This is a genomic window from Candidatus Rhodoblastus alkanivorans (assembly GCF_022760755.1).
Taxonomy (GTDB): domain Bacteria; phylum Pseudomonadota; class Alphaproteobacteria; order Rhizobiales; family Beijerinckiaceae; genus Rhodoblastus; species Rhodoblastus alkanivorans.
In genome coordinates this window covers 1,310,196-1,329,818 of record NZ_JAIVFP010000001.1, presented here as the reverse complement: position 1 = coordinate 1,329,818, position 19,623 = coordinate 1,310,196, and the positions used below count along the sequence as shown (strand labels likewise).

19 protein-coding genes are annotated in these 19,623 nt (G+C 63.0%); 5 read left to right on the top strand and 14 right to left on the bottom strand.

The genetic code is table 11. The annotated features are described in order from the left end of the window. Positions 1 to 29: 29 nt before the first annotated feature. The 4 genes from K2U94_RS06095 to K2U94_RS06080 all read right to left on the bottom strand — a co-directional run bounded on the left by K2U94_RS06095 (position 30) and on the right by K2U94_RS06080 (position 3,984). Complete coding sequence (locus K2U94_RS06095) at positions 30 to 1,400, bottom strand: PAS domain S-box protein (RefSeq protein ID WP_243066354.1); 1,371 nt, start codon at positions 1,398 to 1,400, stop codon at positions 30 to 32. A 71-nt stretch (positions 1,401 to 1,471) separates the two neighbouring features. Further along, a complete protein-coding gene (rlmH, locus tag K2U94_RS06090) occupies positions 1,472 to 1,954 on the bottom strand; it encodes a 23S rRNA (pseudouridine(1915)-N(3))-methyltransferase RlmH (RefSeq protein WP_243066353.1) in 483 nt (160 codons plus the stop codon). Between the two features lie 13 nt (positions 1,955 to 1,967). Continuing rightward, positions 1,968 to 2,300 (bottom strand): ribosome silencing factor, encoded by a 333-nt coding sequence (rsfS, locus tag K2U94_RS06085; protein ID WP_243066352.1) that lies wholly within the window; start codon positions 2,298 to 2,300, stop codon positions 1,968 to 1,970. Positions 2,301 to 2,496: 196 nt separating this feature from the next. Next, on the bottom strand, positions 2,497 to 3,984 hold the full coding sequence (locus K2U94_RS06080; RefSeq protein WP_243066351.1) for a methyl-accepting chemotaxis protein: 1,488 nt from the start codon (positions 3,982 to 3,984) through the stop codon (positions 2,497 to 2,499). 242 nt (positions 3,985 to 4,226) lie between these two features. On the opposite strand from K2U94_RS06080, the gene K2U94_RS06075 reads away from it, so the two are divergent. The 3 genes from K2U94_RS06075 to K2U94_RS06065 all read left to right on the top strand — a co-directional run bounded on the left by K2U94_RS06075 (position 4,227) and on the right by K2U94_RS06065 (position 7,932). Then, a complete protein-coding gene (locus tag K2U94_RS06075) occupies positions 4,227 to 4,730 on the top strand; it encodes a hypothetical protein (protein ID WP_243066350.1) in 504 nt (167 codons plus the stop codon). Between the two features lie 22 nt (positions 4,731 to 4,752). Then, the gene (locus tag K2U94_RS06070) at positions 4,753 to 5,730 is read left to right on the top strand and encodes a crotonase/enoyl-CoA hydratase family protein (RefSeq protein ID WP_243066349.1); all 978 of its coding nucleotides are present in this window, start codon (positions 4,753 to 4,755) and stop codon (positions 5,728 to 5,730) included. Between the two features lie 531 nt (positions 5,731 to 6,261). Beyond that, entirely contained in the window at positions 6,262 to 7,932 is a 1,671-nt protein-coding gene (locus tag K2U94_RS06065) for a putative bifunctional diguanylate cyclase/phosphodiesterase (RefSeq protein ID WP_243066348.1), read from the top strand. Between the two features lie 39 nt (positions 7,933 to 7,971). Here the strand turns inward: K2U94_RS06065 and K2U94_RS06060 are convergent, their stop codons facing one another. From K2U94_RS06060 to K2U94_RS06050, 3 genes are read right to left on the bottom strand one after another with little or no spacing between them, the layout of a single operon-like run. Further along, entirely contained in the window at positions 7,972 to 8,379 is a 408-nt protein-coding gene (locus K2U94_RS06060) for a hypothetical protein (protein WP_243066347.1), read from the bottom strand. Positions 8,380 to 8,437: 58 nt separating this feature from the next. Further along, entirely contained in the window at positions 8,438 to 9,031 is a 594-nt protein-coding gene (locus K2U94_RS06055) for a nicotinate-nucleotide adenylyltransferase (RefSeq protein ID WP_336606151.1), read from the bottom strand. After that, on the bottom strand, positions 9,028 to 10,320 hold the full coding sequence (locus tag K2U94_RS06050; RefSeq protein WP_243066345.1) for a glutamate-5-semialdehyde dehydrogenase: 1,293 nt from the start codon (positions 10,318 to 10,320) through the stop codon (positions 9,028 to 9,030). Before K2U94_RS06050 ends, K2U94_RS06055 begins: the two co-directional genes overlap by 4 nt. 236 nt (positions 10,321 to 10,556) lie before the next feature. Between K2U94_RS06050 and mgtE the strand changes: the two genes are divergently transcribed. After that, complete coding sequence (gene mgtE, locus K2U94_RS06045) at positions 10,557 to 11,900, top strand: magnesium transporter (protein WP_243066344.1); 1,344 nt, start codon at positions 10,557 to 10,559, stop codon at positions 11,898 to 11,900. A gap of 17 nt (positions 11,901 to 11,917) precedes the next feature. Here mgtE and K2U94_RS06040 read toward each other — a convergent pair whose 3' ends face one another. From K2U94_RS06040 to rplU, 6 genes are all read right to left on the bottom strand, one after another. Then, the gene (locus K2U94_RS06040) at positions 11,918 to 14,107 is read right to left on the bottom strand and encodes a carbamoyltransferase C-terminal domain-containing protein (protein ID WP_243066343.1); all 2,190 of its coding nucleotides are present in this window, start codon (positions 14,105 to 14,107) and stop codon (positions 11,918 to 11,920) included. 156 nt (positions 14,108 to 14,263) lie between these two features. After that, on the bottom strand, positions 14,264 to 15,397 hold the full coding sequence (proB, locus tag K2U94_RS06035; RefSeq protein ID WP_243066342.1) for a glutamate 5-kinase: 1,134 nt from the start codon (positions 15,395 to 15,397) through the stop codon (positions 14,264 to 14,266). Positions 15,398 to 15,521: 124 nt separating this feature from the next. After that, on the bottom strand, positions 15,522 to 16,592 hold the full coding sequence (gene obgE / locus K2U94_RS06030) for a GTPase ObgE (RefSeq protein ID WP_243066341.1): 1,071 nt from the start codon (positions 16,590 to 16,592) through the stop codon (positions 15,522 to 15,524). Between the two features lie 57 nt (positions 16,593 to 16,649). Then, positions 16,650 to 17,261 carry a GNAT family N-acetyltransferase gene (locus K2U94_RS06025; protein ID WP_243066340.1) on the bottom strand — a complete coding sequence of 204 codons (612 nt, stop codon included), beginning with the start codon at positions 17,259 to 17,261 and terminating at the stop codon, positions 16,650 to 16,652. A gap of 217 nt (positions 17,262 to 17,478) precedes the next feature. After that, positions 17,479 to 17,751 (bottom strand): 50S ribosomal protein L27, encoded by a 273-nt coding sequence (gene rpmA, locus K2U94_RS06020; RefSeq protein WP_243066339.1) that lies wholly within the window; start codon positions 17,749 to 17,751, stop codon positions 17,479 to 17,481. A 71-nt stretch (positions 17,752 to 17,822) separates the two neighbouring features. Beyond that, positions 17,823 to 18,134, bottom strand: coding sequence for a 50S ribosomal protein L21 (gene rplU, locus K2U94_RS06015; RefSeq protein ID WP_243066338.1), 312 nt, complete (start codon positions 18,132 to 18,134; stop codon positions 17,823 to 17,825). A gap of 113 nt (positions 18,135 to 18,247) precedes the next feature. Between rplU and K2U94_RS06010 the strand changes: the two genes are divergently transcribed. Next, entirely contained in the window at positions 18,248 to 18,520 is a 273-nt protein-coding gene (locus tag K2U94_RS06010; protein ID WP_243066337.1) for a hypothetical protein, read from the top strand. A 99-nt stretch (positions 18,521 to 18,619) separates the two neighbouring features. Here K2U94_RS06010 and K2U94_RS06005 read toward each other — a convergent pair whose 3' ends face one another. Then, positions 18,620 to 18,877, bottom strand: a complete 258-nt coding sequence (locus K2U94_RS06005; protein ID WP_243066336.1) for a hypothetical protein — start codon at positions 18,875 to 18,877, stop codon at positions 18,620 to 18,622. Positions 18,878 to 19,623 lie beyond the last annotated feature (746 nt).

Below are 19,623 nucleotides of genomic sequence, written 5' to 3'. Positions count from 1 at the left end.
CGAATCACGCAGGCAATGGGGCGAAAAAGCTACCCCATCACAATTTCAGCAACGGGCGCCGAAAGCCGGTAGCGCAGCCCTTCCGGCGTGAAATCGAGCACGCTTTCGCCCTGGATGGCGAGCGGCGCCATGCGGGTCAGCACCGTTCCGCCGAAGCCCGAGCGCTCCGGCGCCGTCACCGGCGGACCGCCGCTCTCGCTCCAGCTCAGGGTGTAAAATTTGCCGTCGCGGTCGAGATGGAAGGATAGATCGACCTTGCCCGCCGGGGCCGAAAGCGCGCCATGCTTGACTGCATTGGTCGAAAGCTCGTGAAGCGCCAAACCATAGGATTCCGCGGCGCGCGGATTGATCTCCAGCAGGTCGCCCGAAATTTCGATGCGCTCGCGGGCCTGGTCGTCGAGCTGGCTGAACTGGTTGCGGGTGAGATCGGCGATGCGGACGCCGCGCCAGTCGCGCGAGACCAGGAGATCGTGGCTGCAGCCGATCGCCGAAAGCCTGGACATGAAACGGTCGATGAAGGCGTCGGGATCGGCGGAGAGCCGCGCCGTCTGTCTCGCCACCGCCTGAACCACGGCGAGCAGGTTTTTCGAGCGATGATTGACCTCGCGCAGCAGGAATTCGATGTGTTCGGCGGCGCGGGTGAGCGGCGCGATGTCGCGATAAATCATCGAGACCGCGGCGAGATCGCCGCTGTCGTCGCGAATCGGCGCGGTCGAAAGCGAGAGGTCGAGCACGGCGCCATCCTTGCGCCGCCGCCGCACGATCTGCGCCTTCGTCGCGCCTAATGCGGCGCTGGCGAGCTTCCCCTCGTAATCCGCGCGGCACTCCTCGGGCACGATCAGATCGGCGAGATTGGCCCCGGCGATTTCCGCCGGCTCATATTGGAAGATTTCGCTGAAAGCCCGATTGGCGTTCAGCACCCGGCCCTGAGGATCGACGCTGACTATGGCGTCCGCCGATGTCGAGACAATGGCGGCGAGCTGTTCCGCCGCCCTCTTGCCGCGCTCGAGTTCGGCCTCGTGAAAGGCGCGGCTTTCGCCGCGGGTCGCAGCAATGTGGATCGACGCCGGCGCGCCCGCTTCGTCGCGTCGCAGCACGAAATTGACATAGGCCGGCCGCACCTGCCCGGATTCGCCGCGCAACAGGACGAAAACGTCGTCGAGTTCCGGCGCGCGCGCAAGCGCCACGGCCAGTTCGGCGAAAAAGGCCGCCCCCTCGCCCTCGATCAGATCGGCGAAATTCCTCCCTCGGACCCGCTTGGGCTCGGCGCAGCCGATCCAGCGGCAAAAAGCGCGATTGGCCTTCAGGACGACGCCGCCGGGCGAAAGAACCGCCAGCCCGCAAGGGGCGAGTTCGAAATTATCCTCGACGATCATGCGACGGGCGCGCTCCGGGACCATTCTCGCAACGCCCCCGAATAGGGCTGCTGTTTCTTCCTTAGGCCTTTGGCGAGCAGCACTTGAACTGCTTATTAAACACGATGATAGGGATGACCGGAGAGAATGGTCAATGCGCGAAACAGCTGTTCGGCCGCCAAAGCGCGCACAATTTGGTGAGGCCAAGTCATGGCGCCGAAGGCCAGCGTCAGATCGGCGCGGTCGCGGAAGGCGGGATCGAGCCCATCCGGCCCGCCAATGGCCAAAGCGCAGACCGGGGAGCCGCCATCCCGCCATTCCCCGAGCCTTTGCGCGAAATCCTCGCTGGTCATGTTGCGGCCGCGCTCGTCGAGGCAGATTTTCCGCGCGCCCTGGGGCAGAAGGGCGGAAAGCGCCGCCGCCTCCTCGGCCTTGCGGTCCTCGGGGCGGCGCGCGCGCGATTCGTCGATCTCGCGCAGGTCGAAACCTCCAAAGCCGATCTTGCGGCCGCTCGCGACGCAGCGTTCGACGTAACGCGCGACGAGTTCGCGCTCCGGGCCCGCCTTGAGCCGCCCGACGCCAATGAGCAGAAGTTTCATCGCGGACGGACGCTCAAGCCCCGGCCCGTTTCTCGCCCGGGCGGTCCACGCCCCACATCTTTTCGAGATTATAGAACTGGCGGACCTCGGGCCGGAACAGATGAATGATGAGGTCGCCCGCGTCGATCAGCACCCAGTCGCAGGCGGGCAGGCCTTCCACCGCGGGCGTTCCGGCGCCCGAATCCTTCAAAGCCTTGACGACCTTGTCGGCCAAGGCGCCGACCTGGGTGGTCGAACGGCCGGTGGCGACGATCATCCAATCGGCAATCGAGGTCTTTCCGACAAGATCGATCGCGACGATCTCATCGGCTTTGAGATCGTCGAGCGCCGTCAGAACGGCTTGCATCTGCGGGCCGAATGAAGCATCCCCGGCGCCTGGCGTCGGTTGCGGCTCCGCTCCTGTCATCTGCTTGGCGGTCAGTTTCCGGTCCTCATTCGTCGCGCAGGCGAGGCGCGAAACAATTTGTCCGACATAAGATGACTGTCCCCGCGTCAAGAATCAACCTGCGCGGATCATACGAGCCGAATTCGCTCAGCCAAGCTTATGCGGCGCCGCGCGAAAGATCGCGAACCGTTTTCGCGGCGGCGTCGATTTCCGCCGTCGATTGCGCGATGGCCTTCAGCGAGGCCGAGATCGATTCGACGCCCCGCGCCGCCGTCTGCATGTTTTCGGAAATATCGATCGTGACCGCGCCCTGCGCTTCGACCGAGTCGGAGATCGTCGTGGTGATTTCATTGATCGAGGCGATCACGCCGCCGATCACGTCGATCGCCTGGGTCACGCCGGAGGTCGAGGCGCGCACCGAAGCCACCTGGGCGCCAATTTCCTCGGTCGCCTTGGCCGTGTGGGTCGCCAGCGTCTTGACCTCCGAGGCCACGACGGCGAAGCCGCGTCCGGCTTCGCCGGCGCGCGCGGCCTCGATCGTGGCGTTGAGGGCAAGAAGATTGGTCTTGGCGGCAATATCGTTGATGAGGGCGACGATCTCGCCGATCTTCTGCGCGTCGGCGGTCAGGGTCTCGACCAGATTGGCCGCCGACGCCGCGGCCTCGGTCGCGTTGTTCGCGATTTCGGCGGCGCGCCGCACCTGACGGGTGATCTCCTGGAACGAGGCGGAAAGCTCTTCCGCGCCCGCCGCGACCGCCTGGACATTGCCCGCGGCGCCCGACGAAGCGAAGGCGGCCTCGCCCGCCTCGCCCGCAACCGAGGATACGGTCGCAGTGATCGAATCGAGACGGCGATCGACGTCGCTGAACACGCGCTCGCGCTGCATTCTTCGCTCGATCTGGGCCGTCACATCGACCGACATCTGGATGACGCGATGCAATTTGCCGTCGAGATCGAGCACCGGATTATAGGAGCCCCGGATCCAGACCTCCCTGCCGCCCTTGGCGATGCGGCGAAAATCGCCATTGACACATTCGCCGCGCGCGAGCCTGGCCCACAACTCGGCATTTTCCGTCGACCGCGCTTCGTTCCGATCGATCAGGACGGAATGGGCTTTGCCGACGATCTCGTCGCGGGAATAGCCCATGATCGTCAGGAAATTGGCGTTGGCGTCGACGATGCGCCCCTCGACATCGCATTCGACGACCGCCGACGAATGATGGATGGCGTCAAGCTGCGCCTCCATCGCCGCCTGTTGCATCTTCTGTTCGGTAATCTCGGCGAAGACCATGACGACCCGGACGGGTCTGGCCTTGGCGTCGCGCAGAAAAGTATAAACGCAATGGAACCAGCGCGGCGATCCATCCCTGCTGATCCGCTTGATTTCGCGCTCCATCGGCTCGCCGGAGCGCAGGCGGCGCCATAAATCCTCGTAGGCGCGCAGATCGGCCTCGCTTTTCCCGACCGTGACCAGATGCTTGCGGCCAACCAGTTCGTCGCGGCGATAGCCCATGGCATCGAGATATTTGGCGTTGACTTCGAGAATCGTCTCGTCGAGACCCAGTTCCAGGATCCCGCGCGACCGGTTGACGACGTCAAATATTACGTCGTGCAAGTCGGGTTTTTTCAAGCCAAGAAGTTTCATCCGCCCCCTCCCAAACGACGCCCCCGAAGCCCGGAGGCCGCCGCCTGCGCAAAGAATGCAATTCAGAGTTGTATAAATGATTAACTAACGATCCTCATGAAATGGACCTGTCTTCCGCGGCAAAAGGCCGCTCCGCGGCGCCGCGCCATCTGATGATTTCAATCTCAAGTTGTCGCCGGCCGTTAGGCATTTGATGATGTCAGACGCCGAACCGTCTCATTCCGGGCAATCACGAATGGGCAATGCGTACCGAGAACGGCCGAGCGCCGGCCGCAATTTTTGACGGTCCAGGCGCGGCAAAACAATGTCACCCGGCGCCAGTTCATCTCGACCGTCTGCGCCAATCCGCCGGCGCTGTTTTCCTGCCCGGAGTCACGGTCGAACTTCAGGCCCCGAGCGGCTTCGCGTCGGACAATGTGTCGGCGGCGAAGCTCTATTCCGAAGTCAGCGCCGATGGCGGCATTTCCGCGGGCGATGCGGCAGCTTTTCCTGTATGCGGCGGCGACTGCGCCGCATCTGACGCAACGACGCAATTGAGCGGCCTTGCGCGCCGTGACCGATGGAACCGCTCCGGCAGACGCCGCGACTGCGGCGCCGGAACATTGCGCAAGGGCGGCGCGGCCACGAAACATCTTTTTGATTCAACAAATATTTTTGCAATATTAACCATTTTTACGTGTTCAAATTTACAATTTGTTAACCTCAATTACTATCGGACGCGACGACAACGCCACCCGGCGGCGTAGACGCGAAGCGATGACGACTGCCATGCCTCTCACGCGCGATAAATCGATTCGGCTCCATGATTACGCCTCCGACGACGTCCTTGGAGCTATCCACGCCCGTACGGGGCCGACCCCGCAAATCGAGCTCGGATACGAAGCTGAAATCGGGACCATCTGGCTGACGCTCGCCCCCGAACCCAGGCCGGTTTTCACTTTCGAACTGCTATCGAGCGTCAACAAGGTGCAAAGAGCCGTTCACACCTTGTGGAACTCCGGCGTCTCCTCGAAATCGCCGATCAAGTTTTTGGCCTATTTGCATAAGCAGGTCGGACCGATTTCAACGCTTGGCGGCGATATCGAGTTCTACCTGGATTGTATCGCCAAAGGCGATCGCGCCAGGCTGCGCGAATACGCCAGACTTTCGGTCGAAGGCATAATCTGGAACGACTCCTGCCTTCGGGGCTCGGCGATCACCGTCGCCGCCGCGCCGCGCGGCGTCGTTCTCGGGGGCGGGATCGACGCGCCAAGATCATGCAATATCATGATCGCCGAACGTCAGGCGTCGTTTTCCTACCCGGAAGTCAAGTTCAATCATTTCCCGATCGGCGCCGTCGCCGTCCTGTCGCGTTACGTGGCGCCGCGCGTCGCGCATGAAATTCTCGCGGGCGGCAAGGAATATTCCGCCGAAGAATTCGCCCGGATCGGCGTGATCGACGCCGTCGTCGGCGAGGGGGAAAGCGACGCCTGGATACGCAATTACATCACTGGAAACCTGAGGACGCACGCCGCGCAACTCGCCCTCTTCCAGGCCTTTTCGCGGCGCGTCGCCCGCCCGTTCGAAGAAGAACTCGACGATCTCGCGAAACGCTGGACCGAACATATGATGCGTCTGACCCCGATAGAGATTGCTCACCTGCAAAAAATCGTCGTCGCCCAGGATCATTTTCTGTCGCGATCGTTCCGGGAAGCGGAAATGGCGAAGCGAAAGGCCGAAGCCGTCCAGCAAGGGACGAATGCGTGAAGCGTCCGCCGGCGGGCCTCCGGACCGAACGATTGGTTCGGTCCCCCAATCCACACGCCCATCGTTGAAGAACAGCTTGTCGGCTCGCTTTCGTTCAGCGCTCCCATGCTCAAGCAATCGATAACGTTGAAAGGAAAATGACGCGTAATTACGAAAGCAGAGCTTAGCGATTTTGTCACATAATGCACCCCCACCATCATGGTAGCCGGGGGCGGCGCAATGAGTGCGCTCAAATCGATTTGGCGAAAAGCCTTAGGTCTGGACGACCACACAGACGACAACGGTCTTTATATCGATCTCGTAAACTCGCTTTTCACTTCAAAGACGTCGCTTTTCTCTGCGAACGCCCTTGGCGTCGCCACGACCCTGTCTGCCTTCGCCATTACCCGAGATATATTTTTCCTATACGCATTCGTTTTGGTTATCGTGACAGGGCTCGCTAGAACAAAAATCATTTTCGATTATAATTCATCTAACAAGACAGATATGAAACGAACGGACTACGAGCGGTTTGACCGAGATTTTTTTATTGTGTCGCTTCCGTTCAGCTTGATTATTGGGGCCGTCTCGTGGCGTCTCATCAGCTATCCGCCATCGCTGGAAACCCATACGCTGGCCGCGGGCAACACGATTGGCTATGCGATGGGCTTTTTTGCCCGCAACGCCGGACGGCCAAAGCTCGTCGTGGGCCAGGTCACGGCCTGCGCGGGCCTGATTTTCATCGGGTACCTCGTGGACCCCGGACGATTCGGCTATCTGTACGCGGCCTTGCTCATGGGAGTCATCGTCGCCAATTTATATGTCTCGAAATCGCTGTATCGGAACATCGTCAACGCCTATAACGCGACGCGCGAAACCGAATATCTGGCGCGTTACGACAAATTGACCGGAATCGCCAATCGATACACTTTCAACAGAATCGTCGATTGCGCGATCGAAAAAGAGCCCGAAAAGGTTTTTGCGATCATTTTCCTTGACCTCGACAAGTTCAAGGAAATCAACGATACGCTCGGCCATACCGCGGGCGACGCCGTGATCCGCGAGATGGCGCGGCGGATCGGCGAATGCGCCGGCGGGACTGCCCAGATCGCCCGGTTCGGCGGCGACGAATTCCTCATCAAGCTGGACGAATGCGACAATATTTCCGTCGCCGCCTTGGCCTCGCGTCTGCTGGCGGACCTGGGCCTTCCCTATATGATCGATTCGAATGTCGTACGCGCGACCGCCTCGATCGGAATTGCCGTCTATCCATGGCAGGGCAGGAGCACCGAGGCGCTCATCAAGAATGCCGACATCGCGCTCTACGAGGTCAAGAAGGACGGCGGCGGCGGTTGGCGGAATTTCGACGCGAAAATCGAAAAGAAGATCGCCCAGACCCGCAAGATCGAATGCGACATGCGCGTCGCCATCGACGAGGGCGGCCTCATCCCCTTTTTCCAGCCGATTTATTCGCTCAGGACGCGCGAGGTCGCCGGTTTCGAGGCGCTCGTCCGCTGGACCCATCCGACCTATGGTCCAATCAGCCCGGCCGTCTTCATTCCAATCGCGGAAAAGACGGGCATGATCAATGAAATCGGAGCCCTGATGCTCCACAAGGCTTGCGCCGCCGCCATGAACTGGCCGGACCATGTCAGCGTCGCCGTCAATGTCTCGACCAGGCAGTTCTGCCGGGCCGACCGCCTGTTCGCCGCCCTGGTTCGGGCTTTGCGAGACTCCGGCCTGCCGCCACATCGCCTCAACCTGGAAATTACCGAATCCCTGCTCGTCAGCGACCCGAAGGCCGTCCGCCGGATCATTCAGCAATTCGCCCATCTCGGCGTGCAGTTCTCGCTCGACGACTTCGGCACCGGCTATTCCTCGCTGTCCTACCTCAAGGATTTCCCATTCAAGAAGATCAAGATCGACAAGTCCTTCACCGACACATTGGCGTCCAGCACGGCGTCGGCGTCAATCATTCGCGCGGTAAGCCAGATCGCCGCCGATCTCAACCTTGACGTCGTCGCCGAAGGCATCGAAACCACCGAGCAGGAGCAGTTGCTCGCCAGCATCGGCGTCGAATGGGGCCAGGGATATTATTTCAGCGGTCCCGTGCCGCAGGCCGAGACCGCAGGGTTTTTTCGGCCGCCCTCCGCCCTCAGCGGGAACGTCCTCCTTTTCTCCCATTCCGCATTGGGCACAAGGCGGAATGAAGGCGGCGTCTGAACGCCAAGTCGCCGCCAATCGGGCGTCAAAACCGCCCGTTCAAAACGCTTGGGCGGCCTTGCGCGCCATGACCAACAGATCCTCCACCGAGAGAACCGCCTCCGCGCCCGGCGGCGCGACCGCGGCGCCGAAGCTTTGCGCCAGGGCGGCGAGCACAGCCAGCGCGGCCAATTCTTCGCGCGGGTCGCCGCCCCAGCGGATCGCCAGGGCGACGGCGCCGTCGGCAAGGCCAAGTTTCGCGCGGATTTCGGCGGCCGGCTCATCGAAACGCAGATCGAAGCCGGCGTCCTCACCGTCGAGCGCGACCGGAACATAGCCCTTCGTCTTGAATGGCTTGTAATCCTCGTCGAGGACGATTCTGAAACCAAGCGGATCGAGCGCGCCCTGCAGCGCCTTTCGCGAGGGAACGTCGTCTTTCTTCACAAACGCGGTTAAAGCGCGCGCCATATCGCCTCTCCATGACATCCGTCCCGCTCTAGCAGGACTCGGGCCAGCGCCGGAGGGGTCAGCGGCGTTTTTGCGCCCGCAACTGGGTCGAGGACAGGGGCGAGCGCGGGCCGTGCAGCACAATCAGAGCAGGAGGGCGGCGCAGGGGCAGGGTTTTGGCCTGCGATTCCGGCAGGCGGCGCCGCGCGAACCAGGTCGCCGCCTGGCCGCGCTCGGCGCGATGGGTGGCGCCGGGACGGTCGATCGCCAGGATAGGCATGGCGTGCGCAATATCACGCCAGCGCTGCCAGCGGAAAAAGCCGGCAAGATTGTCGGCGCCCATGATCCAGACGAAATGCACGCCCGGACAGGCGCGCCGCAGGAAATCGACGGTCTGGAAAGAATAGCGCGCGCCGATCTCCGCCTCGAAGCCGGTAACGACAAAACGCGGATCGCGCATGATCTTGCGCGCCGCCGCCATGCGTTCCTGCAGCGAAGGCAGGCCCTGGCGCGACTTCAGCGGATTGCCGGGCGACACCATGACCCAGATGCGATGCAGGCCGAGCCGCTTCAGCGCCAGCTCGCAAACCAGGGCATGGCCGGCGTGCGGCGGATTGAACGATCCGCCGAACAAGCCAATTCGCATGCCGCGCGCAAAAGGCGGGAGGCTCACGCTCGCGTCTGCCCCGACCCGTGAACGACATATTTGAACGAGGTGAGTTGCGCCACGCCCACCGGCCCGCGCGCATGCATCCTCCCCGTCGCTATGCCGATTTCCGCGCCGAAGCCGAATTCGCCGCCATCGGCGAACTGGGTCGAGGCATTGTGGATCACGATCGCCGAATCCACCTCGCGCAGGAATTTCTCGGCTTTCCGCGCGTTTTCGGTGACGATGCAATCGGTGTGATGCGAGCCATAGGTCTCGATATGGTCGATCGCGCCCTCGACGCCATCGACCAGTTTCGCCGCAATGATCGCGTCGAGATATTCGGCCGACCAGTCCTCCTCGACCGCGGGTTTTACACGCGCGTCGACCTGTTGCATGGCGGCGTCGCCGCGCACCTCGCATTGGGCGTCGAGCAGCAGCTTGACCAAAGGCTCAAGCAGGCGGTCGGCCCCGGCGCGGTCCACCAGCAGCGTTTCCGCCGCACCGCAGATGCCGGTGCGCCGCATCTTGGCGTTGAGCAGAATCTTTTCCGCCTTGGCGAGATCGGCTTCGCCGTCGACATAGACATGCACAATGCCTTCAAGATGGGCGAAGACCGGAACCCGCGCCTCGGCCTGCACCCGCGCCACCAGACTCTTTCCGCCGCGCGGCACGATGACGTCGATCGCTCCGTCGAGCCCGGCGAGCATGGCCCCGACGGCGGCGCGGTCGCGGGTGGGAACGAGCGCGATGCAATCCTCCGGCAGGTGGGCCTCTTTCAGGCCCTCGATCAGGCAGGAATGGATCAGGCGCGAGGAATGAAAGCTTTCCGAACCCGCGCGCAGAATCGCGGAATTGCCCGCCTTGAGGCAGAGCGCCCCGGCGTCGGCGGTGACATTGGGTCGGCTTTCGAAAATCACCCCGACGACGCCGATCGGCGTCGCCACGCGCTCGATCCGCAAGCCATTGGGGCGCTCGAAAACCTCCAGCACGCGGCCGACCGGATCGGGCAGATCGGCGATGTCGTCGAGGCTCTGCGCCATGCTGGCGATCCTCTTGTCGTCGAGCGCGAGACGATCGAGCATGGCGGGCCCGAGATTCCTGGCGCGGGCGTCGGCCATGTCGAGGGCGTTGGCGTCGAGCAAGGCCTGCTTGCGGTCGCGCAAGGCTTTTGCCGCGGCGCGCAAGGCAAGATTTTTTTGTTCCGGCGCGGCAAGCGACAGCACGCGCGCCGCCGCGCGGGCCCTGCGGCCGATCGCAATCATGATGGCGCCGAGATCGCCGCCCTCGCCCTCCAGAGCCTTCAGATTTTCCATTCGCTCCAACCTCAGCCCCGTCGCAGCGGGCGCCGAAACTTCTATCATCGGCCGCCGTCGCCGCCAAATCGCGGCGCCCCGGCGCCGCCTGCCGGCGCCTGACGCGGACGCGCCACAAACGCGTCATTTCCGTCGCCTCCCCCTTGGCGCGCACGTCATTTTGATCAAGATGGCGGATCGCCAGCCGCCTCTTGGCGCTTCGTCCGAATCGCTCCTTCTTCGTCGCAGGACTCCGAATGACCCTCGTCCAACCTTTCGAGGTCGCCGATCTCGCCGCCATGCATCCCGCCGATGCCGTGGAAGCGCTCAATGACATGGAAGCCGAGAAGGGAGCCGCCCTCCTCGCCGCCATGGATTTCCGTTCGGCGGTCAATATTCTCGAACAGGCGGGTCTCGAAAATGGCGCCGCGCTGGTGGGGGAAATTCCCCGGGCCAAGGCGGCGCCGCTGCTTGCCGAAATCGCCGCCGACCGGCGCGCCGAGATCTTCCGCAAGATGGAGCGGGAGGAAGCCAGGCGGCTCCTGGCGCTCCTGCCGGACCACGCCCGCGTCGAAATGGAGCAATTGCTGACCTATGAGCCGGATACGGCGGGCGGCCTCATGACCACGGAATTCTTCCGCGCGCTCCCCGAATGGACCGTCGCGCAGAGCCTCGAGGCGATAAGAACCAGCGCCGCGACGCTTGAGACCGTCTATGCCGCCTATGTCGTGGACGCGGACGGCGCCCTGATCCGGGCCGTCTCCCTGCGCGAACTGGTCACCGCCGATCCGCAGACGCCCATCCTGTCGGTCGGCTCGTATCGCAAGCCTCTCTTCGTGCATCCGGACGATCCGCGCGAGAAAGTCGCGCGGCTGATCTCGAAATACGACCTCAGCGCCGCGCCGGTGATCGACGCTTCCGGCAAGATCCTCGGCATCGTCACCAATGACGACATCATCGACGCCATCATCGACGACGACACCGAGGACGCCCAGAAACAGGGCGGCATGGAAGCGCTCGACGCGCCCTATATGGCGACGAGTTTCTGGAGAATGATCAAGAAGCGCGCGGGCTGGCTCTCGGCTTTGTTCCTGGCGGAAATGCTGACCGCCAGCGCCATGCAGCATTTCGAATCCGAACTGGAAAGAGCGGTGGTGCTGACATTGTTCATTCCTCTCATCATGAGTTCGGGCGGCAATTCCGGCTCTCAAGCGACGTCGCTGATCATCCGCGCCCTGGCGCTCGAAGAAATCCGGTTGCGCGACTGGTGGCGCGTCGCCCTGCGCGAACTCCCCTCGGGCGTCGCGCTGGGCGCGATCCTCGGCGCCGTCGGCTTCGTGCGTATCGTTCTGTGGCAGAAGCTCGGCGTCTATGACTATGGCGAACATTGGGTGTTGGTCGGCTTCACCGTCTCGGCGGCCCTCGTCGGCATCGTGACCTTCGGCTCGCTCACCGGCTCCATGCTGCCCTTCGCCATCCAGAAGCTCGGCTTCGATCCGGCAAGCGCCTCGGCGCCCTTCGTCGCGACCCTGGTCGACGTCACCGGCCTGGTGATCTATTTTTCCATAGCCCTCGTGATCCTCCGCGGCACGCTGCTATAGCCCGACGGGCGCCGGCGTCATTCGCCGCCCGCCTCAGCAGCGCAACTCTCGGCCTTCCATTCCGCGAGCCATCGGCCGGCCCGACCCTGCGCTTCGGAGCCCGATTTTTTCAGCCAGACGAGCATGGCGGGCCCTTCGGCGGAAAGCATGAAGACGCCATCCATGCCCTTGGCGCGGCGAAGGGTTTCAACCGCCTGAACGGGCGTCTGCGCGATCGGTCCCCCGACATTGAAGGACGTGTTCACCGCGACTTCGACGCCGATCCTCCGCCCCAGCGCCTTCAAAAACGAATGGATCACGGGATCGGTATGCTCGCGCACAATCTGGACCCGGGCGGTTCCATCGGCGTGGATGACGGCAGGAACCCGCTCGAGCGCGCGCGCTTTCGCCCTCACGGTCAGGACCATGTAATTATAGGCGTTGTAGCCGTCGTCCGCGGCGCCGTCGGATAATTCGAACAGGTCGATCGCCGCCGCGAGTGTCGCCATCGGGGCGAGCGGCCGGATCGCTTCCCGATATTTGACGCGCTCGTTCAGCATTTCCCGCGTGCGCGGATTGCACGGATTGGCAAGGATCGAGCGGTGGCCCAGCGCCCTCGGTCCCGTTTCCGCCGGCCCCTGGAAAATCGCGATGACGCCATTCCGGGCGATGATGAAGGCCATGAGGTCGGCGATCGCCTCTCGTCCGGCCGGGTGCGCCGCGTCGCCGATTTCGACCCATTCCAGGTCGTCGGCGCCTGCGAGGACCGCCTCTATCTTGGACCTGGGCGCAGCGCTCCCGCAATAAAACGCATGTTCGAGCCGGGGGCCGAGGCCGACTCCGGCGGTCGCGGCGAAAGCATAGGCTGCGCCGATGGTCGCCCCGGAATCGCCCGGCGTCGGCGGAACCCACAAGTGAAGCCTGGTCGATCGCCCGAGGGCGCGACGAAAATAGGCCTCGTCGAAATGTTCCAGCAGCCGCATATTGGCCACGGCGTTGAGCGCCGCGCCGCCGGTGAGCACGAGACGGTCGCTTCCGGTCGTGCGGATGAATCCATCGACAAGATGAAAGAGGCCGTCCTCGAACACCAATTGGGTCGCCGCGGCCTTGTCCAGCCTCTCCTGCGTGTTCGGCCGGTGGTGAATATCTTCAACGCGCAGCACCGCATCGGGATTCCACATCTGCTCCGGAGGAATCGGCGGCCCTAATATGTCGGCCAGCTCCGCGGCGTAGGGATCGCGAAGCAGGCTCCGGGGCCAGTTGGCCAGCGAGCGGTTGAGACGGACGTCGCCGTCTGGCCGGAGATCGAAGATCTTTCGCAGCCTTTCGTAATAGGGGTTGGTCGCGCGGTTCATGTCGCCATAAGCCGTCGCGCCCATATAGCGGCCCTCGCTGCTGAGCGTGGTCCAGCCGCCCTGAGTCGAGCTGATCACGGCGTAGAACATGCCGAGGGAATCGAAGATGCTGGCGTTGGAGCGCATGGGCCGCAGCGTGCCGCTCTCGCCGACATAATGCGAGATCGAGGCGCAATCGCCCGAGCCGTCGACGACCGCGACCATCACGGGCGATTGCTCCGCCGCGAAGGGCGAGACCAGATAGGAAAAATAGGCGTGCGTGTCATGGTGCGGCACGCCGATGACCGGCGCGGGGCCGTCGAGGCCGAAGCGCGACGCCAGTTCGTCGGCGACGCGCATTCCTGCGACCAGTTGATCGCCGTCGTAGGATGGGGCGTGATCCTGAAAAATGAGATTGAGGCTTGCGGGAAATTCTTCCAGCACCGATCTCAAGCCTGCGGCGACGAACAAAGGGTAGTCGTAGGTCGCGAGCCAGGCGACGATCCTGTCGGGGCCGACGCCGCGGCTCGCCAGGATTTCGCCGAGCGCGTCCAGCGAACGCCCGGGATATTTGTTCGAATGCTTTTCTCCCGAATACCGTTCTTCCTCATTGTTGCAGATGATGCGCGGACCGCCTGAAGGCGTCACCTCGATCAGCGCGGCGCCGGTATTGTGAAAGCCGCCGATGCTGACGCCGGCCAGAAAAACCGTCTCGCCGCGCGCCAGCCGCGCGGCCAGTTCGCGCGCGCGCTCCGCCGCGAACGCGCTTGTCGAACGGTGAATGTTCCTGTGGCGAAAGAAACGCTCCGCCAGAGGCAGGGCCGCCCGAAACCCCGCCGAAGCGAGCCTCGGGCGCAATGGCGTGAAACGTTGGGCCGCGCCTGATTTCCGCATGGAACCCCCCAGACAAGACCGGCGATTGCGGCAATGGCGCCCATCGGGCGCCGCCGTTGAGGTCTCAACGTCGCCGCGTCTGCTTCGTTTAACACTATCGTTCGAGCTTATGGCGGATTTCCGGACGGGAAAGCCGGCCGGACGCTCCGCCTCAGCCTAAACGGAACCATCGCCAGCGAGCGCCATGTCGTCGCGGTGGATCATCTCCACCCGCCCTTCCGTCCCGAGGATCGCGGCGATATCGCGGGAGTTGCGGCCGATGATCCGCGCCGCGCGAACGGCGTCATAGCCGACGAGGCCGCGGCCGATCTCGCCGCCCTGGCTGTTGCGGATGATCACGCAATCGCCGCGCGCGAAATCGCCCTCAACCGCCCTTACGCCCGCCGGCAACAGGCTTGCGCCGGCAATGATGGCGCGGGCGGCGCCAGCGTCGATGGTCAAAACGCCCTGCGGCGCGAGCGACCCCGCGATCCATTTTTTTCGCGCGGTGACAGGCGTCGAAGGCGTGAGAAACCAGGTGCAGGGCTCGCCCTTTGCAATGCGCGCCACCGGATTGGCTTTCTGGCCGTCGGCGATCGCCATATGGGCGCCGCCGGCGGTCGCGATCTTGCCCGCCTCGATTTTCGTGGTCATGCCGCCGCGCGAAAGCTCGGAAGCCGCGCCCCCCGCCATGGCCTCGATCTCGGCGGAAATGCGCGGCACCACGGGAATAAGCCGCGCAAGGGGATTTTGCGCGGGCGGCGCGTCATAAAGACCGGCGACGTCCGACAGCAGGATGAGCAGATCGGCCGAGGCCATGGTGGCGACGCGCGCGGCGAGGCGATCGTTGTCGCCATAGCGGATTTCGCTGGTCGCCACCGTGTCGTTCTCGTTGATCACCGGCACGGCGCGCATGGCCATCAGCCGCGCCAAGGTCTCGCGGGCGTTGAGATAGCGGCGGCGCTCCTCGGTGTCGCCGAAGGTCACCAGAATCTGGCCCGCCACGATCTTGCGCTCGGCCAGAGCCTCGGCCCAGATGCGCGACAGCGCGATCTGGCCGACCGCGGCGGAGGCCTGCGAATCCTCAAGCTTCAGCGGGCCGGACGGCAGGCCGAGCACGGAACGGCCCAGGGCCACGGCGCCGGAGGAAACGACGAGCACATCCGCGCCGCGCCGGTGCAAGGCGGCGAGGTCGTCGGCGAGGCCCTCAAGCCATTCGCGCTTCACCACGCCGCGCGCGCGATCCACCAGCAGCGAAGAGCCGACCTTGACGACGATGCGCTTGAATTGGTCGAGGCGGGGCAGATCCATTTTTTATCCGGAAGTCTAGTTCGACATAGGAAAGGCGCGACACCTCCCCTCCCCATGCGCGGCGAGGGAGAAGAGCGCAATGTGGAGAGCGCGCGGCCGAAGCGAAATCTTTCAGTTTCCCACCTCACGGCCGCCATGCCGGCTGCGGCGTCCGCTCCGCTTCTTCCTGCCGGCGCGCCTCGATGACGCGCCACACGGCGCGAAGAACCTCCGTCACGCCCTCGCCCGCGATCGACGAAATTTTTTGGGGCGCACGCGGCTTTTCGCCCTCTTCCAAAGGCGGTCCGGCGCTGCGGATCGCGCGTTTCAGGCGCTCGACCTGCTGCTTGAGCGCTTCGGGATCGACCGAATCCATCTTCGACAAAGCGACGATTTCCGGCTTGTCGGCCAGCCCATGGCCATAGGCCGCAAGCTCGCCGCGCACGATCTTGTAGTCCTTGCCGGCATGCTCGCCGGTGGCGTCGATCAGATGCAGGATCACGCCGGTGCGCTCGACATGGCCAAGGAAACGGTCGCCGAGGCCATGGCCCTCATGAGCGCCCTCGATCAGGCCGGGAATGTCGGCGAGCACGAATTCCTTGCCATCGACATGGACCACGCCGAGATTGGGATGGAGCGTGGTGAAGGGATAATCCGCGATTTTCGGCCTGGCCGCCGAGACGGTGGCGAGAAAGGTCGATTTCCCGGCGTTGGGCAGGCCGACGAGGCCTGCGTCGGCGATCAGCTTCAGGCGCAGGATGATGGTGCGCTCCTCGCCCTCCTGCCCCGGATTGGCGCGGCGCGGCGCACGATTGGTCGAGGTGGTGAAATGGAGATTGCCGAAGCCGCCATTGCCGCCCTTGCAGATCACCGCGCGCTGGCCGACCTCGGTGAGATCGGCGATCTGGGTCTCGCCGTCCTCCTCAAAAATCTGGGTGCCCTCCGGCACTTTCAGCACGGCGTCGGCGCCGCGCCCGCCGGCGCGGTTCTTGCCCATGCCATGGCCGCCGGTCTTGGCCTTGAAATGCTGCTGATAGCGATAGTCGATGAGCGTGTTGAGCCCCGCGACACATTCGGCGACGACATCGCCGCCGCGGCCGCCGTCGCCGCCGTCCGGCCCGCCGAATTCAATGAATTTTTCGCGGCGGAACGACACGCAGCCCGCGCCGCCGTCGCCCGAGCGCACGTATATCTTCGCCTGATCGAGAAATTTCATCGGTAATTCCGGCGCGGCCCGCGCGGGAAGCGCGGGCCGCTAATTTCCTATTTTATCCTAGGACAAGCCTCTACCGAAGGCGAGCGCGGGCTGCAAGCCGGTCGCGCGGCGGGGCGCATGCCATTCGTTACGCGGCAGGACCATTCCCAGCGTCGGGCTGTCGCCGTGCCGGCCTGGTCCGCCATCAAGACAATCCGTTACGGCAAAGCCGCATTTTTCGAGCATGGCCCGGGCGGCGGTGTTTTCGGCAAGGACCAGCGCCGACACTTTCTCCGCCTCGGTGATTCGGAACAAGGCGTCGGTCACAGCCTCCAAAGCCTCGCCCATCAGGCCGCGCCCCCAATAGGGCCGGCCCAGCCAGAAGCCGAGCCGCAGACCATATTCGCATGGATCCATCCCGACGATGCCGACGATCTTGCGCGGAAAGGTTTTCAGGGTCAGCGCCAGGCGCAGCGCCGCGCCGCGCGCATTGCAGGCTCGCGCCGCGATGATGCAGCGCAGGGCGTCATCCTCGGTATAGGGATGCGGGATGGAGGCGGTCCAGCGGGCGACATCCCAGTCTCCCGCCAATGCGGCGATGGCTGGCGCGTCCGATGCGCGCGGCCAGCGCAGCCACAGCCGCCGGGTTTCCAATCGGAAGACGTCGTCACGGGCGATATCGGGAAACATGCAAAGGCTCCGGTCAAAGCAAAAAGGGGAAACGCGCCGTTCCCCCTTCAGCAACTGGCTCCGGAAGTTATTCCTGACGGAAGAATATGGCCTTCTTCTCGCCAGAACGTGGCCATTTGTCGTTTCCCCGGCGCGCCCGCCGGACTTGGAAACAAAGGCTTTCGGAACCAATCGGGGGCATGCGCCTCGCGAGGTCCCGAAAAAATCGCGACCTCTGTTATTCCGCGGCCGCGGCCGCCGGGGCCGGAGTTACCGTAATCACGGAACGGGCCCCTTGGGTCTTGAACAATACCTTGCCGTCTACGAGGGCGAACAAGGTATGGTCCTTGCCAATGCCGACATTGGCGCCGGGATGCCATTTGGTCCCGCGCTGACGGACGAGGATGTTGCCGGCGACCACGCTCTCTCCGCCGAATTTCTTCACGCCAAGGCGCCGGCCTTCCGAGTCGCGCCCGTTGCGGGACGAACCGCCTGCTTTCTTGTGAGCCATTTTCCTGCTCCGAAACTCTTCTCTCGCCGCGTCCGACGCGGCCGTGAATCAATGCTTGAATCGCGAACCGGTCAGGCGACGACTTCGGTGATGCGCACGATCGTCAGGTCCTGACGGTGGCCGCGCTTGCGCTTGGAATTCTTGCGGCGGCGCTTCTTGAAGGAAATGACCTTCGGGCCGCGGGCCTGCTCGACGATCTCGCCCTTGACGGAGGCGCCGGCGACGAAAGGCGCGCCGATCTGGGCGGCGCCGTCCTTCTCGACCATCAGGACGTCGGAAAAGGTCACGGCCTCGCCGGCTGCGCCGGCAAGCGACATGACGGTGATCTGCTCATCGGCGGCGACGCGATATTGCTTGCCGCCGGTTTTGATGACTGCGAACATCGTTCTTCCTCGTGTTCGATCCGGCTCTGCGCCCAAGGACGCGGCCGGCTTCTTTGCAGTTGAACCGGGTGGTGGATAGGACCCCTGCGGCCGTTTCGGCCTGGGGGATCCGGTTGCGGGCGAAGATCAGCCTGGCTGAAAAATTCAGCGGGGCTGAAAAACGCAAATGTCGCGGCAACGAGCCACGACAAACCGTTGGGTTTCCTAAGCCGCGCGCGCAGCCAAGTCAAGCGCCGATATCCTTCGCGCATGAAGCAGCCGACAAATTCCGCATTTTGCGCAATGGCGCTTGCGCGTTGGCGCGCGGCCTGATATTGCGCCGCTTCGCCACACAACGGGCCATGCCCGCCAATGCGCCCCGGATGGAGAGGTGGCTGAGTGGTTGAAAGCACCGCACTCGAAATGCGGCTTCATTATTGAAAATAAACGATTTTTCTGATATTTTAGGGACGGTAGGGACAGTCTTTAGGGACAATCATCACCATCTAGTGCAGCGCGCCCTTCTCCACCCCGCCTTCCAAAAAACTCTTGATCCCTTCCTGCTGAATGGCGCTCACGGCCTCAGCAAGCGCCTCCCCGTCAGATTCAAACGGCTCCTCCCAAACTGTGGAGCATCCGTCGGCGGCGACGATCTCAAGCGTCCATTCCGCGCCTTCAATACGATAAATCAAAATCTCGACGCGCTCGCCGTCTTCTTCAACGACACGCGAAAGCGGAGAGTCGATGAGCTTTGGGTTGGGCATGGGCGAAACCCTGAAACGTTGAGCAGCGGATTGATAACACGAAGGGGGTCGCTGACGCACATGACACCATCGTCAAAATTGACAAAGCTGGCGATAAACTTGCCCTTGTCTAAGGCTGGGACACGGCTGGCATAGATAGCGGAACTTTCCTCCGCTGACGTGGTGGGAAAGACGGCGTAATTCGCTGAACCCGAAAGTCGGATTTATTCCGAGAATCGATCACCGTTTCAGCGTTATCGATGATTGTGATCAGCGTCCCATTTGGACATCCTGCATGGTGCAAACTGCATCCGCCTCATCTGAAGAACGATGCGCGGATAGTGGTCGGGGTGCCGACGCCGTCAATTTGCCTGCGCCTATTTCCGCAAAACGCGGCGACGCCGAGAGGGCCATGCGATGAATAAACTTTATGGCGATAGCTTCATTCTTAGATTTTTGTACAAGTTTGGCAACTTATGGGTCAAGCACCTTTCTATTCTCGCAATACCGCCATTGCGTCTCACAAATAATAACACGCCATACAAGCAACAAACCAACAGGGACATATTTATAACAGGCATGCTAACGCTATCTTTGCTTTGTTTTTTTATTTTATATCGATGGGAACCGACACAACAGAGTTTGATCACAAGACTGATGGCGTCGCTCGGTTTATACAGAGCAATCGATTTGCTTATTATGATATTGAAGACCGGTGTTTTCTTTATTTTTCGGGGCGATATCGAATTGAACAAAGAGCCATTTTG

Bases quoted from the DNA above. Each gene is read 5' to 3' on its own strand.
- K2U94_RS06080 (WP_243066351.1), bottom strand. From the start codon at position 3,984: ATGAAACTTCTTGGCTTGAAAAAACCCGACTTGCACGACGTAATATTT.
- K2U94_RS06005 (WP_243066336.1), bottom strand. From the start codon at position 18,877: ATGCCCAACCCAAAGCTCATCGACTCTCCGCTTTCGCGTGTCGTTGAA.
- K2U94_RS06060 (WP_243066347.1), bottom strand. From the start codon at position 8,379: ATGGCGCGCGCTTTAACCGCGTTTGTGAAGAAAGACGACGTTCCCTCG.
- rplU (WP_243066338.1), bottom strand. From the start codon at position 18,134: ATGTTCGCAGTCATCAAAACCGGCGGCAAGCAATATCGCGTCGCCGCC.
- mgtE (WP_243066344.1), top strand. From the start codon at position 10,557: ATGACCCTCGTCCAACCTTTCGAGGTCGCCGATCTCGCCGCCATGCAT.
- K2U94_RS06075 (WP_243066350.1), top strand. From the start codon at position 4,227: ATGCGTACCGAGAACGGCCGAGCGCCGGCCGCAATTTTTGACGGTCCA.
- K2U94_RS06040 (WP_243066343.1), bottom strand. From the start codon at position 14,107: ATGCGGAAATCAGGCGCGGCCCAACGTTTCACGCCATTGCGCCCGAGG.
- K2U94_RS06025 (WP_243066340.1), bottom strand. From the start codon at position 17,261: ATGTTTCCCGATATCGCCCGTGACGACGTCTTCCGATTGGAAACCCGG.
- obgE (WP_243066341.1), bottom strand. From the start codon at position 16,592: ATGAAATTTCTCGATCAGGCGAAGATATACGTGCGCTCGGGCGACGGC.
- rpmA (WP_243066339.1), bottom strand. From the start codon at position 17,751: ATGGCTCACAAGAAAGCAGGCGGTTCGTCCCGCAACGGGCGCGACTCG.
- K2U94_RS06095 (WP_243066354.1), bottom strand. From the start codon at position 1,400: ATGGTCCCGGAGCGCGCCCGTCGCATGATCGTCGAGGATAATTTCGAA.
- K2U94_RS06070 (WP_243066349.1), top strand. From the start codon at position 4,753: ATGCCTCTCACGCGCGATAAATCGATTCGGCTCCATGATTACGCCTCC.
- K2U94_RS06050 (WP_243066345.1), bottom strand. From the start codon at position 10,320: ATGGAAAATCTGAAGGCTCTGGAGGGCGAGGGCGGCGATCTCGGCGCC.
- proB (WP_243066342.1), bottom strand. From the start codon at position 15,397: ATGGATCTGCCCCGCCTCGACCAATTCAAGCGCATCGTCGTCAAGGTC.
- rsfS (WP_243066352.1), bottom strand. From the start codon at position 2,300: ATGCAAGCCGTTCTGACGGCGCTCGACGATCTCAAAGCCGATGAGATC.
- rlmH (WP_243066353.1), bottom strand. From the start codon at position 1,954: ATGAAACTTCTGCTCATTGGCGTCGGGCGGCTCAAGGCGGGCCCGGAG.